This is a genomic window from Streptomyces tricolor (assembly GCF_002155905.1).
Taxonomy (GTDB): Bacteria; Actinomycetota; Actinomycetes; order Streptomycetales; family Streptomycetaceae; genus Streptomyces; species Streptomyces tricolor.
The window spans coordinates 1-14,671 of record NZ_MUMF01000307.1 but is presented as its reverse complement, the minus strand read 5'-3'; the positions used below and the strand labels follow the sequence as shown (position 1 = coordinate 14,671).

Annotated in this window: 14 protein-coding genes; 9 read left to right on the top strand and 5 right to left on the bottom strand. The window is 71.8% G+C overall.

All coding sequences use genetic code 11. The features are described from left to right. Window positions 1–280: 280 nt before the first annotated feature. Window positions 281–1,555 (top strand): hypothetical protein, encoded by a 1,275-nt coding sequence (locus CCN44_RS22215; RefSeq protein WP_086698897.1) that lies wholly within the window; start codon window positions 281–283, stop codon window positions 1,553–1,555. 90 nt (window positions 1,556–1,645) lie between these two features. Here the strand turns inward: CCN44_RS22215 and CCN44_RS22210 are convergent, their stop codons facing one another. Continuing rightward, window positions 1,646–3,151, bottom strand: coding sequence for a peptide MFS transporter (locus CCN44_RS22210; protein ID WP_059251104.1), 1,506 nt, complete (start codon window positions 3,149–3,151; stop codon window positions 1,646–1,648). Window positions 3,152–3,685: 534 nt separating this feature from the next. Here CCN44_RS22210 and CCN44_RS22205 point away from each other — a divergent pair. Both CCN44_RS22205 and CCN44_RS22200 read left to right on the top strand, forming a co-directional pair. Then, window positions 3,686–4,363 (top strand): response regulator transcription factor, encoded by a 678-nt coding sequence (locus CCN44_RS22205; protein WP_030615631.1) that lies wholly within the window; start codon window positions 3,686–3,688, stop codon window positions 4,361–4,363. A gap of 36 nt (window positions 4,364–4,399) precedes the next feature. Beyond that, window positions 4,400–5,674: an ATP-binding protein gene (locus tag CCN44_RS22200; protein ID WP_059251106.1), complete on the top strand. Its 1,275-nt coding sequence runs from the start codon at window positions 4,400–4,402 to the stop codon at window positions 5,672–5,674. A 20-nt stretch (window positions 5,675–5,694) separates the two neighbouring features. Here the strand turns inward: CCN44_RS22200 and CCN44_RS22195 are convergent, their stop codons facing one another. After that, window positions 5,695–6,204 carry a GtrA family protein gene (locus CCN44_RS22195; RefSeq protein WP_059251108.1) on the bottom strand — a complete coding sequence of 170 codons (510 nt, stop codon included), beginning with the start codon at window positions 6,202–6,204 and terminating at the stop codon, window positions 5,695–5,697. Between the two features lie 183 nt (window positions 6,205–6,387). On the opposite strand from CCN44_RS22195, the gene CCN44_RS22190 reads away from it, so the two are divergent. The 4 genes from CCN44_RS22190 to CCN44_RS22175 all read left to right on the top strand — a co-directional run bounded on the left by CCN44_RS22190 (window position 6,388) and on the right by CCN44_RS22175 (window position 10,459). Continuing rightward, on the top strand, window positions 6,388–7,527 hold the full coding sequence (locus CCN44_RS22190) for a 5-(carboxyamino)imidazole ribonucleotide synthase (RefSeq protein ID WP_086698894.1): 1,140 nt from the start codon (window positions 6,388–6,390) through the stop codon (window positions 7,525–7,527). Continuing rightward, window positions 7,524–8,045, top strand: a complete 522-nt coding sequence (gene purE / locus CCN44_RS22185; protein WP_079081056.1) for a 5-(carboxyamino)imidazole ribonucleotide mutase — start codon at window positions 7,524–7,526, stop codon at window positions 8,043–8,045. The genes CCN44_RS22190 and purE overlap by 4 nt, the downstream gene beginning before the upstream one ends. Window positions 8,046–8,050: 5 nt before the next feature. Then, the gene (locus tag CCN44_RS22180; RefSeq protein ID WP_086698901.1) at window positions 8,051–9,244 is read left to right on the top strand and encodes a dipeptidase; all 1,194 of its coding nucleotides are present in this window, start codon (window positions 8,051–8,053) and stop codon (window positions 9,242–9,244) included. A 111-nt stretch (window positions 9,245–9,355) separates the two neighbouring features. Continuing rightward, window positions 9,356–10,459: a dipeptidase gene (locus tag CCN44_RS22175; RefSeq protein WP_086698890.1), complete on the top strand. Its 1,104-nt coding sequence runs from the start codon at window positions 9,356–9,358 to the stop codon at window positions 10,457–10,459. A gap of 49 nt (window positions 10,460–10,508) precedes the next feature. On the opposite strand, the gene CCN44_RS22170 is transcribed toward CCN44_RS22175, so the two are convergent. Then, window positions 10,509–10,901 carry a VOC family protein gene (locus tag CCN44_RS22170; RefSeq protein ID WP_059251116.1) on the bottom strand — a complete coding sequence of 131 codons (393 nt, stop codon included), beginning with the start codon at window positions 10,899–10,901 and terminating at the stop codon, window positions 10,509–10,511. Window positions 10,902–10,917: 16 nt separating this feature from the next. After that, window positions 10,918–11,277 (bottom strand): VOC family protein, encoded by a 360-nt coding sequence (locus CCN44_RS22165; RefSeq protein ID WP_059251119.1) that lies wholly within the window; start codon window positions 11,275–11,277, stop codon window positions 10,918–10,920. Between the two features lie 86 nt (window positions 11,278–11,363). Between CCN44_RS22165 and CCN44_RS22160 the strand changes: the two genes are divergently transcribed. Then, the gene (locus tag CCN44_RS22160; protein WP_086698888.1) at window positions 11,364–11,870 is read left to right on the top strand and encodes a CGNR zinc finger domain-containing protein; all 507 of its coding nucleotides are present in this window, start codon (window positions 11,364–11,366) and stop codon (window positions 11,868–11,870) included. Window positions 11,871–11,952: 82 nt separating this feature from the next. On the opposite strand, the gene CCN44_RS22155 is transcribed toward CCN44_RS22160, so the two are convergent. Then, on the bottom strand, window positions 11,953–13,296 hold the full coding sequence (locus tag CCN44_RS22155; protein ID WP_059251122.1) for a UDP-glucose dehydrogenase family protein: 1,344 nt from the start codon (window positions 13,294–13,296) through the stop codon (window positions 11,953–11,955). Window positions 13,297–13,475: 179 nt separating this feature from the next. Between CCN44_RS22155 and CCN44_RS22150 the strand changes: the two genes are divergently transcribed. After that, window positions 13,476–14,633, top strand: coding sequence for an acyl-CoA dehydrogenase (locus tag CCN44_RS22150; protein ID WP_059251123.1), 1,158 nt, complete (start codon window positions 13,476–13,478; stop codon window positions 14,631–14,633). The last annotated feature ends 38 nt before the right edge of the window (window positions 14,634–14,671 follow it).

The window sequence follows — 14,671 nt, the reverse complement described above, 5'->3', positions numbered from 1 at the left end:
GGTCCCTTCGTGGTGGGGGTGGTGGGAGTCGCAGGACTCGCCGGGCTGTCGTCGTGCGGTGCGGAGGACCGGCCGGCCGGGCCGCCCGGAGCGGAGTCCGGGGTGAACCACGGCAGGGTCGGAGTCGGGGCGGCCGGGCCGCCCCGACTCCGACCCTGCCGTGGTTCACCCCGGACTCCGCTCCGGGCGGCCCGGCCGGCCGGTCCTCCGCACCGCACGACGACAGCCCGGCGAGTCCTGCGACTCCCACCACCCCCACCACGAAGGGACCGACGTGAGCATGCGAAGGAGAGGCACAGCGGCCGGGAGCACGGGCGCCCTGCTGGTGCTCTGTGCGGCGGGCGTCCTGCTGGGCCCGGCGGTGGCCCCGGCACGGGCGGCCGAGGTGTCGTACGCCACCCACTGCGTGCCGCCCGCGGGCATCGACCCCGTCGACGGCACCACGAAGGTCGAGATCACCGCGCCGGCGACGGCCGAGGTGGGCGACACGGTGGACATCGGGTGGACGTTCGTCCAGGCCGCGTCCAGGAACCCGGACATCATCGACCTGCCCGCGAACTCGGTCCAGCCGTCCGGCGTGCTGAAGGCGGCCGGCGCGCAGACCGCCGACGTGACCCTGCGGGGCCCGCGGGAGAACCCCGCCATCCCCAAGGGCGGCGCCATGGTGCTGTCCGGCATGAAGGGCAGCCTGAAGCTGACGGCGCCCGGCGAGGTGACCCTGACGCCGGACGCGTACACCGTCAACGCGATGTCGACCGACACCCGGTGCACGCCGAAGGAGACCGTCCAGAAGGCGGCGACGATCCAGGTGACGGCGGGCGGCGGCACGACCGGTCCGACGCCCACGCGGTCGACGACGCCCACGCGGCCCGCCACCCCGACGGCGACCGGCGGCACCGGGCGGACCGAGTTCACCGGCAAGGAGGTGCAGATCCCGTACGCCTGCAAGACCCCGATCGGCGACAGGAGCGCGACCTCGCCGGTGCAGATCGACGCGCGGAAGGACGGCGGGAGCTACGCCCTGACGGTGCGGTTCAAGAAGTCGGTGATGGACAGCCCCGCCGAGATCCCGAAGGACTCCGTGAAGCCGTCCATGGAGGTGGTGCTGGGCGGCGCGGACAAGGGCACGGTGCACGTGGAGGGACCGGCGAACGCGAGCCCCGTCAAGGCCGGCCAGCCGATCGAGATCCCCGACCTCACCGGCACCTACACACCCGGCGCGAGCGGCACCTCGACGCTGTCCCCGGGCGTGCTGACGGTCAAGGCGCTCGGTACGACCACGACGTGCACGCCGACGAAGACGGCCGTCTCGCTCCGCCTGGACACCACCGAGCAGCCGGGCGGCGCCGCGGGCGGCACCTCCGCGTCGGGCGGCACCTCCACCTCGGGCGGCTCCGCCGCGTCGGGCGGGACCGGCACCTCCGGCTCCGGCGGCCTCGCCGAGACCGGCGCCGGCGACCACGGCACGCTGAAGGCCCTGGGCCTGGTCGCGGGCACGGCGATCCTGCTCGGCGCGGCGCTCTTCACGGCGCTGCCGAGGCGAAGGACGCGCTAGCCGGCCGGAAGCGCGCGCGAAAGCTCCCGCACGCGAGAGGGCCGCCGCATCCGTCCGGATGCGGCGGCCCTCTCGGATGAGGCGCGATGCCTAGTTCACGTTGCCCATCAGCTTCTTCACCTTGCCGCGGTACATCCACACCGCGACACCCGCGACCACGGCGAGCGCGGCCTCCAGGCCGACGAAGCCCATCCGGTCGAGGTTGACACCGCCGACGGCCGGGTTGGACAGCAGCGCCGTGACCGAGTCGCCCGCGGTCACCGCGAGGAACCAGACGCCCATCATCTGCGAGGCGTACTTCTTCGGCGCCATCTTCGTCGTCACGGACAGACCCACCGGCGACAGCGTCAGCTCACCGACGGTCTGCACGAAGTAGATCCCGACCAGCCACATCGCCGCGGCCTTGTGACCGCCCTCCGCGATCGACAGCGGGGCGAGGAAGACGAAGAAGGACGCACCCACCAGCACCAGACCGGAGGCGAACTTCACGATCGTGCTCGGCTCCTTGCCGCGGCGGTTCAGCCACAGCCACAGCCAGGCGAAGACCGGCGCCAGCGCCATGATCATGACCGGGTTGACCGACTGGTACCAGGAGACCGGGAACTCCCAGCCGAAGATCGAGTTGTCGGCGCTCTTCTTGGCGAACAGCGACAGGGTCGAACCGCCCTGGTCGTAGATCATCCAGAAGACGGCGGCGGCCACGAAGAACCAGACGTACGCCGAGACCTTGGAGCGCTCCGCCGCCTCCAGCTCCTTGTCGCGCAGGATCCGGGAGATGACCAGGATCGGCACGATCAGGCCGATGAGGGTGAGCGGGATCAGCGCCCAGTTCAGGGTGAAGTGGCCGGTGCCGCCGACGATGCCGTAGAAGACCACGGCGATGGCCAGCCAGATCAGGCCCTTGCGCAGGGTGGCCGCCTTCTCGGCGGGCGTCAGCGGGGTCGGGACCTCGCTGCTCCTGGCGCTCAGGTGGCGTCCGCCGAGTAGGTACTGGGCGAGGCCCAGCGCCATGCCGAGCGCGGCCAGCGCGAAGCCCAGGTGCCAGTTGACGTTCTCACCGACGGTGCCGATGACCAGCGGGGCGACGAAGGCACCGAGGTTGATGCCGATGTAGAAGAGCGTGAAGCCACCGTCCCGGCGCGGGTCCTCCGGGCCGTTGTACAGGTGGCCGACCATCGTGGAGATGTTGGCCTTCAGCAGACCCGAACCGATGGCGACCAGCACCAGGCCGACGTAGAAGCTCGCCGCGGCGGGCAGCGCGAGGCACAGGTGGCCGAGCATGATGATCATGCCGGAGACGGCGACCGTCTTGCGGGGGCCGAGCACACGGTCGGCGAACCAGCCGCCGGGCAGGGCGAGCAGGTACACGAGCGACAGGTACACCGCGTAGATCGCGCTCGCCGTGCCCGCGCTCAGGTTCAGGCCACCCGGGGCCACCAGGTACAGCGGGAGCAGGGCCCTCATGCCGTAGTAGGAGAAACGCTCCCACATCTCGGTCATGAACAGAGTGGCCAGGCCGCGGGGGTGGCCGAAGAAGGTCTTCTCGGAACCGGGGGTGCCCGGTCGGACCGAGTCCTTCGTCAGGCTGGACGCCATGGTCGTTCCTTGCTGGTCGGGGCGTGCGCTCGGGGGTCCCCTGCTCGCGCGAAGTCGAGAGCCCGGGGAGCGCGCGCCCGTGAGGGTGCGGCCGGCACCGGCGGGTCGGGCGTCCACCCCCACGCCCAGGGGGGAGTCCGCCCCGGATCACGGAGCGGCGGACGGCGACCACCGGGATCCACGCCCCACGACGCGTCGCTGCGTCCGGAGCCCGGCCAGAGGTCATTCCTTTCAAGGCCGATCAAGGGTGACCTTGGTCAGCCCGTACACAAAAGAGACCTTCAGCGTCGACTTCCCGCCAAAGGTCCCCGGTGTACTACAGGCGTTCAGGTCACCATACGGCAGGACACTGCCGGATATGGAAGGACTTGAGACGCGGATCACAGGTGTCGCGGGAACCGCGCAACCCCTTTCGAAGGTCAGTTATACGATCGCATCCTCAGGTCAATGGTTCGTACCAGAGGGGTGCGAAGGTAAGAGACCGGGGCGCCCATCCCGCCCCGGCGCCACACCCGGGCGGTCTACCATCACCTCATGACCCGTGTACTGCTCGCCGAGGACGACGCGTCCATCTCGGAGCCGCTGGCCCGCGCACTGCGCCGGGAAGGTTACGAGGTCGAGGTGCGCGAGGACGGACCCGCCGCACTCGACGCCGGAATGCAGGGCGGCGTCGATCTGGTCGTGCTGGACCTGGGCCTGCCCGGCATGGACGGCCTGGAGGTCGCCCGCAGGCTGCGCGCCGACGGCCACACGGTCCCGATCCTCATCCTGACCGCACGGGCCGACGAGGTGGACACCGTCGTCGGCCTGGACGCGGGCGCCGACGACTACGTCACCAAGCCCTTCCGGCTCGCCGAACTGCTCGCCCGGGTGCGGGCCCTGCTCCGGCGCGGCTCGGCCGAACCGCAGCAGCCGCCGGCCACGCACGGGGTGCGCATCGACGTCGAGTCGCACCGGGCGTGGATGGGCGACGAGGAGCTGCAGCTCACGGCGAAGGAGTTCGACCTGCTGCGGGTGCTGGTGCGGGACGCCGGCCGGGTGGTGACCCGGGACCAGCTGATGCGCGAGGTCTGGGACACCACGTGGTGGTCGTCGACCAAGACCCTCGACATGCACATCTCCTGGCTGCGGAAGAAGCTCGGCGACGACGCGGCGAACCCCCGGTACATCGCGACGGTGCGCGGCGTGGGCTTCCGCTTCGAGAAGAGCTGAGTCCGGGCCCCCAGCGATCTCCCCAGGTAACGGATCATGCGCCGCCGTCTCATCCAGTCCACCCTCGCCGTCGTCCTCGTGGTGATCGCCGTCTTCGGCGTCTCCCTGGTGATCGTGGAGACCCGGACGATCAGCGAGAGCGCCCAGGAGCGGGTGGAGTCGGAGGCGGTGCGGCTGGCCAGCATCGTGGACAGCCGGATCCTCGCCTCCGAGAACGTCAACGCGGACGTCCTGCGCAACCCGGTCAGCAAGGACCAGTACGCGGTCATCCGCATGCCCGGCAAGCCGCCCATCGAGATCGGCAGCAAGCCCGAGGGCGACACCATCCAGTACACGCAGCGCGGCGAGGAGGGCGAGACGGTCACCGTGCAGGAGCCCCGCTCCGCGGTGACCCGTGAGGTCGGCCGGACCCTGGTGATCATCGGGCTGGTCGCGCTGCTGGCGGTGGTGGCGGCGGTGCTGCTCGCCGTACGGCAGGCCAACCGGCTGGCCTCCCCGCTGACCGACCTCGCCGAGACCGCCGAACGGCTCGGCTCCGGCGACCCGCGCCCGCGGCACAAGCGGTACGGCGTCCCCGAGCTGGACCGGGTCGCCGATGTGCTGGACGCCTCCGCCGAGCGGATCGGGCGCATGCTGACGGCCGAGCGACGTCTCGCGGCCGACGCCTCCCACCAGCTCCGTACGCCGCTGACCGCGCTGTCCATGCGGCTGGAGGAGATCACCCTCACCGACGACCCGGAGACGGTGAAGGAGGAGGCGACCATCGCGCTGGCCCAGGTCGAGCGGCTGACGGACGTCGTGCAGCGGCTGCTGACGAACTCCCGCGACCCGCGCACCGGCTCCGCCGTCACCTTCGACCTGGACGAGGTCATCCAGCAGCAGCTCGCCGAGTGGCGGCCCGCCTACCGCAGCGCCGGCCGGGCCATCGTCAGCTCCGGCAAGCGGCATCTGACGGCGGTGGGCACCCCGGGCGCGGTCGCCCAGGTGCTGGCCGCGCTGATCGAGAACTCGCTCATGCACGGCGGCGGCACCGTCGCCCTGCGCACCCGGGTGACCGGCAACCAGGCCGTCATCGAGGTCACCGACGAGGGACCGGGCGTACCGGCGGACCTCGGCGCGCGGATCTTCGAGCGGACGATCAGCGGGCGGAACTCCACGGGCATCGGCCTGGCCGTCGCCCGCGACCTCGCCGAGGCCGACGGCGGCCGGCTGGAGCTGCTCCAGCCGCAGCCCCCGATCTTCGGGCTGTTCCTCTCGCGCACGCCCCCGCCGCGCAAGCCGGACGAGGACCGGGCGCCCACGGTCCGCTGAGCGGTCCCGTCACGGGCGCCTCAGGGCACGCGCTGCCGCGGCGCCTGCTTCGGCTTCTTCGACTCCTGCTCCAGAATCGATTCCGCGCGTGCCACGGCCTCCCGGGCCGGCAGCGCCCGGAACACCCAGGTGCGGTACGACCAGAACCGGAACAGCGTCGCGACGCCGATGCCGACGAACTTGAAGATGTTGCTCTGCAGCGGGCTGTCCCAGCCGAAGCCGTAGGTCGCCAGGAACAGCAGACCGTTCTCGATCACCAGGCCGACCGCGCTGAACAGCAGGAACAGCGTGAGTTCCCGGGTGCGCCCGCTCTTGTCGCGGTCCCGGTACGTCCAGTAGCGGAAGCCCACGTAGTTGAAGGCGATGGCCACGACGGTCGCGATGATGCTGGCCCGCACCACCGGCAGGTCGGAGACGTGCCGGACCAGGTTGAACACGCCGAGATTGACGAGGACGCCGGCGCCGCCGACGGCCCCGAACTTGGCCACCTCGCGTACGAGCCGTTGCAGCCCCGAGGAACGAGGTTCCATGGCTGTGCAGCTCCCGTCGGTAGGTTTCGTCGCCCCAGCCATGCTAGCCGCGCGGGCCCTCCGGTGCCCGTGGACCGGGCCAGGGCGCGGAAACACGTCGGAAAGAGCCGGGAAAGCCCTGGGTGAGAGACCGCGTAGCGGGACGGGATCCGGCCGCCTTCCCGTGGCCGATACGCTAGGGGTGTGACGTTCCCGGTAGTCGGCATGGTCGGCGGGGGGCAGCTCGCGCGTATGACGCACGAGGCGGGCATCCCGTTGGGCATCAGGTTCAAGCTCCTCAGTGACACTCCCCAGGATTCCGCGGCGCAGGTCGTCGGTGATGTCGTCATCGGCGACTACCGCGACCTGGACACGCTCCGCGAGTTCGCGCGCGGCTGTGACGTGATCACCTTCGATCACGAGCACGTGCCCACCGAGCACCTGCGCGCCCTGGAGGCGGACGGCATCCCCGTGCGCCCCGGGCCCGACGCGCTCGTGCACGCCCAGGACAAGGGGGTGATGCGCGCCAAGCTCGACGCGATCGGCATCCCCTGCCCACGGCACCGGATCGTGAGCGACCCGGAGGACGTGGTCCGGTTCGCGGCGGAGGGTGACGGTTTCCCGGTCGTCCTCAAGACGGTCCGCGGCGGCTACGACGGCAAGGGCGTGTGGGTCGTCGACTCCGCCGAGGAGGCCGCCGAGCCGTTCCGGGCGGGCGTGCCGGTCCTCGCCGAGGAGAAGGTCGACTACGTCCGCGAGCTGGCCGCCAACGTCGTACGCTCCCCGCACGGCCAGGCCGTCGCCTACCCGGTGGTCGAGTCCCGGCAGGTCAACGGCGTGTGCGACACGGTCATCGCCCCGGCGCCCGACCTGGACGAGACCCTGGCGCTGAAGGCCGAGCGGATGGCCCTGACCATCGCCAAGGAACTCGGCGTCGTCGGACACCTCGCCGTCGAGCTGTTCCAGACCCGCGACGGCCGCATCCTCGTCAACGAGCTGGCGATGCGCCCGCACAACTCGGGCCACTGGACCCAGGACGGCGCGATCACCTCGCAGTTCGCCAACCACGTCCGCGCGGTCCTGGACCTGCCGCTGGGCGACCCGCGCCCGCGCGCTCCGTGGACCGTGATGGTCAACGTCCTCGGCGGCGACTACCCGGACATGTACTCCGCGTACTTGCACTGCATGGCCCGCGACCCCAAGCTCAAGATCCACATGTATGGCAAGGACGTGAAGCCCGGTCGCAAGGTCGGACACGTCAACACCTACGGCGACGACCTGGACGACGTGCTGGAGCGCGCCCGTCACGCAGCCGGCTACCTGAGAGGCACCATCACCGAATGAGCCCTGTTGTTGGCATCGTCATGGGGTCGGACTCCGACTGGCCCGTCATGGAGGCCGCCGCCAAGGCCCTGGACGAGTTCGAGATCTCCTACGAGGTCGACGTCGTCTCCGCGCACCGCATGCCCCGCGAGATGATCGCGTACGGCGAGCAGGCCGCCGACCGCGGCCTGAAGGTGATCATCGCGGGCGCGGGCGGTGCCGCCCACCTGCCCGGCATGCTCGCCTCCGTCACCCCGCTGCCGGTCATCGGTGTGCCGGTGCCGCTGAAGTACCTGGACGGCATGGACTCGCTGCTCTCCATCGTGCAGATGCCGGCCGGTGTCCCGGTCGCCACGGTCTCCGTCGGCGGTGCCCGCAACGCCGGTCTCCTCGCGGCCCGGATGCTTGCCGCGCACGACGAGGAGCTGCTGCACCGGATGCGCGACTTCCAGCAGGATCTGAACGACCAGGCGACCGAGAAGGGGAAGCGACTGCGCGCCAAGGTCGAGGGCGCGAGCGGCTTCGGCTTCGGGAAGTGAGCGCCGTGGCCGCCCTGGACGAAGCCCGCGCGCTGCTGCGCGAGTTCCCCGTGGTCGACGGGCACAACGACCTGCCCTGGGCCCTGCGCAAGCAGGCCGGCTACGACCTGGACGCCCTGGACATCGCCGGCGACCGGAGCGGGCACCTGCACACCGACCTGCCGCGGCTGCGCGCGGGCGGGGTCGGCGCCCAGTACTGGTCGGTGTACGTGTCCTGCGAGGAGCCCGATCCGGTCGCGGCGACGCTGGAGCAGATCGACTGCGTCCGCCGGCTGCTGGACCGCTACCCGGCGGACCTGGCGCCCGCGCTGACCGCCGCGGACCTGGAGGCGGCCCGCCGGGAGGGCCGTATCGCCTCGCTCATGGGCGCCGAGGGCGGCCACTCCATCGCGAACTCCCTCGGCACCCTGCGCGGCCTGTACGCGCTGGGTGTCCGCTACCTGACGCTCACCCACAACGACAACGTGGACTGGGCGGACTCCGCGACCGACGAGCCGAAGGCGGGCGGTCTGACCGCCTTCGGCCGCGAGGTCGTCCGGGAGATGAACCGGCTCGGCATGCTCGTCGACCTCTCCCACGTGGCGGCGACGACGATGCGGGACGCGCTGGACGCCAGCTCCGCGCCGGTGATCTTCTCGCACTCCTCCGCCCGCGCGGTGTGCGACCACCCCCGCAACATCCCCGACGACGTCCTGGAACGCCTGCCCGCCAACGGCGGCGTGGCCATGGTCACCTTCGTGCCCAAGTTCGTGCTCCAGGCCGCCGTCGACTGGACGGTGGCCGCCGACGAGAACATGCGCGCCCACGGCCTGCACCACCTGGACACCAGTCCCGAGGCGATGCGGGTCCACCGGGCCTTCGAGGAGCGCAACCCGCGCCCGGTCGCCACGGTGTCCACGGTCGCCGACCACCTGGACCACATGCGCGAGGTGGCCGGCATCGACCACCTGGGCATCGGCGGCGACTACGACGGCACCGCGTTCACCCCGGACGGCCTGGACGACGTCTCCGGCTACCCGAACCTGCTCGCCGAGCTGCTCACGCGCGGCTGGTCCAAGGCCGACCTGGCCAAGCTGACCTGGCAGAACGCGGCGCGCGTGCTGGGCGCGGCGGAGGACGTGGCCCGCGATCTCCAGACCACCCGGGCGTCGTCCCTGGCCACCATCGAGGCGCTGGACGGCCCGGCCGGGACCGGCTGACCGGCGTACCCCCGAACGCACCGCCCACCGGGAGGTTCCCCGCGCTCCGTGCGACCGTGTCGGTACGCCGGCAACAGACGCCGTAGCCGCCGACGACGTACGGAGCCCGCCATGGCCGACCTCCAGGACGACATCCCCGCCACGGTCGAGATCGGGGCGGACGACGGCCTGCCGGACGACCTCTTCGGTGACCGGCGGCCGGCCGGCGAGCTGCTGGAGCGGGCACACGCCCTGCTCGCCGAACACCCGGTCGCCGACGGCTACAGCGGACTGCCCTGGGCGCTGCGCCATCTGCCCTGGTACGACCTGGAGCTGGGCGAGGCCGCCATCGACACGGACGTGCCCCGGCTGCGCGAGGGGCACGTCGGCGCGCTGTTCTGGTCGCTGCACCTGTCCGGGGAGACGGGCGGCGAGCGTGCGGTGACGGCGGCCCTGGAGCAGCTGGACCTGGTGCGCACGGTGGTCGAGTCCCACCCGGAGGGGCTGCGGCTGGTGGGCACCGCCGGGCAGGTCATCGACGCCCGCAACTGCGGCCGGGTCGCCGTGGTGCCGGGTCCCGCGCCCGGTGCCGCGCTGGACGACTCCCTCGGCATCCTGCGCGTCCTGCACGCCCTCGGGCTGCGCGTGCTCACCCTCGCCGGCACCGCCTGGGCGGGCGAGTCCGGGCTGACCCGGTTCGGGGAGGAGGTGGTGCGCGAGATGAACCGGCTCGGAGTGCTCGCCGACGTCTCCGGCGCCTCCCCGGCCACCGCGGCGCGGACCATCGCCCTGTCCAAGACCCCGGTGCTGTGCAGCCGCTCCGCCGCCCGCGCCCGGCGCCCGCACCCGGCCAACCTGCCCGACGATCTCCTCGCCGCCCTGGGGGAGGCGAAGGGGCTGTGCATGGTGCCGCTGACCGCCGAGCAGACCGGCCCGGCCGTCCCGGACGTCGCCGACCACCTCGACCACATCCGCGACGTCGCCGGACCCGAGTGCGTCGGCCTGTCCGGCACGTACGACTCCGGGGTCGTCCACCCCCGGGACCTCGCCGACACCTCCCGCTATCCCCACCTGATCGCCGAGCTGCTCCGGCGCGGCTGGTCCGAGACCGAACTGTCCCTGCTGACCTGGAGAAACGTGCAGCGGGTCCTGCGCAGCGCGGACTTCACGGCCCGGGCGACGCAGCAGCGCCGGGCATCACACGCGCGCATCACCGAGCTGGACGCCGCCCCCTAGGGCGCCCTTGAGGGGGCCCCTAGGTGCTCCCCGGGTGCCGCCCAGGCCGTCAGGACCGCTCGATCCGGCACAGGCAGAACGGGTGCCCGGCCGGGTCGGCGTACACCTGGAAATCCTTCGACTCGCGGTCCGCCAGGTCCAGCGGGCGGGCGCCGAGCGCGAGCACCCGCTCGTGCGCCGCGTCGATGTCCGCCCAGGTCGGACCCGCGTCGAAGTCCAGATGGAGCTGCTGGCCGTTGCGGTCGGCGCGCGGCCACTCCGGCGGGGTGTGCCCCTCGGCCCGCTGGAAGGCCAGCCGCGGCCCGTCCGGCACCTGGAGGACGACCCAGTCGTCGTCCTCCGGTTCCGGGGTCCCTCCGGCCACCGCCGCGTAGAAGGCGGCCAGCGCGTGCGGATCGGGACAGTCGAGCACGACGTTGCGCAAACGGGCCACGGACGCCATGTACGTCTCCTCGGGATCAGCCGGCACAGAGACAGAACGGGTGCCCGGCCGGGTCGGCGTACACACGGAAGCTCCGCTCGCGGTCCTCCGTGTCCAGTGGCCGCGCGCCCAGCTCCAGCACCCCCTTCTCCGCCGCGTCCAGGTCCTCCACCAGCAGATCCAGGTGGAACTGCTGCGAGCGGTCCGCCGCCGGCCACTCCGGCGGCACGAACCCGGGCGCCTCCTGGAAGGCCAGCTGCGGCCCGCCGGGCACCTTCAGGTCCACCCAGTCGCCCTCGCCCTCCACCGTGCCGCCCAGCACACCGGCGTAGAAGCCGGCCAGCGCCCGAGGGTCGGGACAGTCCAGGACCACGACACCGAACTTCGCGAGAGCCATGACTACCTCCTCCATGCGTTACCTGTAGAGACGGGTAACCGGTAACCGTTACTGCATGCTCCCGCATCGGGGGTAACGTCGCAAGCATGAGCGAGAGATCGGCCGCTCCCGGCGGCCTGGCCCTGATCGAGTCCCTGGTCAACACGCTGGACATGGAGACCGGCGCCGACTCGCTCGACACGCCGGAGGGCCGTGAACGCCTCGGGGTCCCGGAGGCCGGGCTGGCCGACGCCCGGGAACTGCGGGAGTCGCTGCGGGCCGTGCTGCTCGCCCACGCCGGCCACCCGCCGCACCGCGCGGTGACCCCGCTGGGCACCCTGCTGGCCCGGGCCCCGCTGTACGTCGCCGTCGACGAGCGGGACGGCGCGGCCCGCCTCGCCCCCGCCGACGCGGGCCCGCTGCTCTCCCGGGTCGCCGCCGCCGTCGCCGAGGCGCTGGTCGCCGGCACCTGGACCAGGCTCAAGGCGTGCCAGGCCCAGACCTGCCACTGGGCGTACTACGACCGCAGCCCCGCCGGACGGGGCCGCTGGTGCTCGATGCAGGTGTGCGGCGCCCGCGAGAAGATGCGCCGCTACCGGACGAAGGGCGCGTGAGCCGCAGCCGCGTGGTGCAGAATGCGCACAGACACCGGTTCGGCCGACTGAGCCTCGGCCGAACCGGTGTCGCCGCGGGTGCTCAGGCCGTCGGCCGTCCCATGGCCCGGTACGTCCAGCCGGCCCGCCGCCACAGCTCCGGGTCGAGGGTGTTGCGGCCGTCGAGGATCACCCGGGCCGTCGCCACCTCGCCGAGCGCCGCCGGGTCCAGCTCGCGGAACTCCTGCCACTCCGTCAGGTGCAGGACGACGTCGGCGCCCCGGACGGCCGCCGTCGCCGAGTCGGCGTAGCCCAGCGTCGGGAAGACCTTGCGGGCGTTGTCCATGCCCTTCGGGTCGTACACGGTCACCTGGCCGCCCTGGAGGTGGATCTGGCCGGCCACGTTCAGCGCGGGCGAGTCGCGGACGTCGTCCGAGTCGGGCTTGAAGGTGGCGCCGAGCACCGCGACCCGCCTGCCGAGGAAGGAGCCGCCGCCGAGCGCCTCCCGGGTCATCTCCACCATCTGGCCACGCCGGCGCATGTTGATGGAGTCGATCTCGCGCAGGAAGGTCAGCGCCTGGTCGGCGCCCAGCTCACCGGCGCGGGCCATGAACGCCCGGATGTCCTTGGGCAGGCAGCCGCCGCCGAAACCGATCCCGGCGCGCAGGAACTTGCGGCCGATCCGGTCGTCGTGGCCGATGGCCTCCGCGAGCTTCGCCACGTCACCGCCGGCCGCCTCGCACACCTCGGCCATCGCGTTGATGAAGGAGATCTTGGTGGCGAGGAAGGAGTTCGCGGCCGTCTTCACCAGCTCGGCGGTCGGGAAGTCGGTGACGACGAACGGCGTGCCCTCGCCGACCGGCCCGGCGTACACCTCGCGCAGCAGCTTCTCGGCCCGCTCACTGCGCACCCCGACCACGATCCGGTCCGGGTGCAGGGTGTCCTGGACGGCGAAGCCCTCGCGCAGGAACTCCGGGTTCCAGGCCAGCTCGGCGTCGCCGCCGGCCGGGGCATGCTCGGCGAGGTAGGCGGCCAGCCGCTCGGCGGAGCCCACCGGCACCGTCGACTTGCCGACGACCAGGGCCGGGCCGTGCAGATGCGGGGCGAGGGAGGCGATCGCGGAGTCGACGTAACTCATGTCACAGGCGTACTCGCCGTGCTTCTGCGGGGTGTTCACGCACACGAAGTGCACATCGCCGAAGGCGCCGGCCTCGGCCCAGTCCATGGTGAACCGCAGCCGCCCGGTGGACCCCTCGATCCCCGCCACGTGCCGGCGCAGCAGCTCCCCGAGCCCCGGCTCGTACATCGGGGTCTCGCCGCGTTCCAGCATGGCGATCTTCTCCGGTACGACGTCCAGGCCCAGCACCTCGAAGCCCAGCTCGGCCATGGCCGCGGCGTGCGTGGCGCCGAGGTAGCCGGTGCCGATCACGGTGATCTTCAGGCTCATGGATGCTCCAGCTGCGGGGTCGTCGGTGATGCGGGCCCGAGCATAGTCGGGCCGCGCACCGGGCAACTTTCCCGCTGTCACCAAGCTCACGTAGGCGGGTTGTCAGCAGGGCTCTAAAATTTGAGTTACTTAACGGTAATTAGCGTCAGTATCACTGCGTCTTTGGAGCGTGAGAGACCGTGGCCGGATCGGCTGACTTCGACCTGTACCGCCCGTCCGAGGAGCACGACATGCTCCGGGACGCCGTCCGCGCCCTGGTCGAGGCGAAGATCGCGCCGTACGCCGCGGCGGTGGACGAGGAGGCCCGCTTCCCGCAGGAGGCCCTCGACGCCCTCGTCGCCAACGACCTGCACGCCGTGCACGTCCCCGAGGAGTACGGCGGCGCCGGCGCCGACGCGCTCGCCACGGTCATCGTGATCGAGGAGGTGGCCCGCGCCTGCGTCTCCTCCTCCCTCATCCCCGCCGTGAACAAGCTCGGCTCGCTCCCGGTGATCCTCTCCGGCTCCGAGGAGCTGAAGAAGAAGTACCTGGGCCCGCTGGCCAAGGGCGACGCGATGTTCTCGTACTGCCTCTCCGAGCCGGAGGCGGGCTCGGACGCGGCCGGCATGAAGACCAAGGCCGTCCGCGACGGCGACCACTGGGTCCTCAACGGCGTGAAGCGCTGGATCACCAACGCGGGCGTCTCCGAGTACTACACGGTCATGGCCGTCACCGACCCGGAGAAGCGGAGCAAGGGCATCTCGGCCTTCGTCGTCGAGAAGTCCGACCCGGGCGTCTCCTTCGGCGCCCCCGAGAAGAAGCTCGGCATCAAGGGCTCCCCGACCCGCGAGGTCTACTTCGACAACGTCCGCATCCCCGCCGACCGCATGATCGGCGAGGAGGGCACCGGCTTCATGACGGCCATGAAGACCCTGGACCACACCCGCATCACCATCGCCGCCCAGGCCCTCGGTGTCGCCCAGGGCGCCTTCGACTACGCCAAGGGCTACGTCCAGGAGCGCAAGCAGTTCGGCAAGGCGATCGCCGACTTCCAGGGCATCCAGTTCATGCTCGCCGACATGTCCATGAAGATCTCGGCGGCCCGTGCCCTCACCTACCAGGCCGCCGCCGCCTCCGAGCGCGGCGACGCCGACCTCACCTACCTGGGCGCCGCCGCCAAGTGCTTCGCCTCGGACGTCGCCATGGAGGTCACCACCGACGCCGTCCAGCTCCTCGGCGGCTACGGCTACACCCGCGACTACCCGGTGGAGCGCATGATGCGCGACGCCAAGATCACGCAGATCTACGAGGGCACCAACCAGGTCCAGCGCATCGTCATGGCCCGCAACCTGCCGTAGGGCACCGGGCTGGAGGGAAGGCGCCCCGCGGGGCGCCT

Coding starts and splice junctions, on each gene's coding strand:
- purE (WP_079081056.1), top strand. CDS start 7,524: ATGAGCCCTGTTGTTGGCATCGTCATGGGGTCGGACTCCGACTGGCCC.
- CCN44_RS22165 (WP_059251119.1), bottom strand. CDS start 11,277: ATGGCTCTCGCGAAGTTCGGTGTCGTGGTCCTGGACTGTCCCGACCCT.
- CCN44_RS22175 (WP_086698890.1), top strand. CDS start 9,356: ATGGCCGACCTCCAGGACGACATCCCCGCCACGGTCGAGATCGGGGCG.
- CCN44_RS22155 (WP_059251122.1), bottom strand. CDS start 13,296: ATGAGCCTGAAGATCACCGTGATCGGCACCGGCTACCTCGGCGCCACG.
- CCN44_RS22170 (WP_059251116.1), bottom strand. CDS start 10,901: ATGGCGTCCGTGGCCCGTTTGCGCAACGTCGTGCTCGACTGTCCCGAT.
- CCN44_RS22210 (WP_059251104.1), bottom strand. CDS start 3,151: ATGGCGTCCAGCCTGACGAAGGACTCGGTCCGACCGGGCACCCCCGGT.
- CCN44_RS22160 (WP_086698888.1), top strand. CDS start 11,364: ATGAGCGAGAGATCGGCCGCTCCCGGCGGCCTGGCCCTGATCGAGTCC.
- CCN44_RS22215 (WP_086698897.1), top strand. CDS start 281: ATGCGAAGGAGAGGCACAGCGGCCGGGAGCACGGGCGCCCTGCTGGTG.
- CCN44_RS22200 (WP_059251106.1), top strand. CDS start 4,400: ATGCGCCGCCGTCTCATCCAGTCCACCCTCGCCGTCGTCCTCGTGGTG.
- CCN44_RS22195 (WP_059251108.1), bottom strand. CDS start 6,204: ATGGAACCTCGTTCCTCGGGGCTGCAACGGCTCGTACGCGAGGTGGCC.
- CCN44_RS22205 (WP_030615631.1), top strand. CDS start 3,686: ATGACCCGTGTACTGCTCGCCGAGGACGACGCGTCCATCTCGGAGCCG.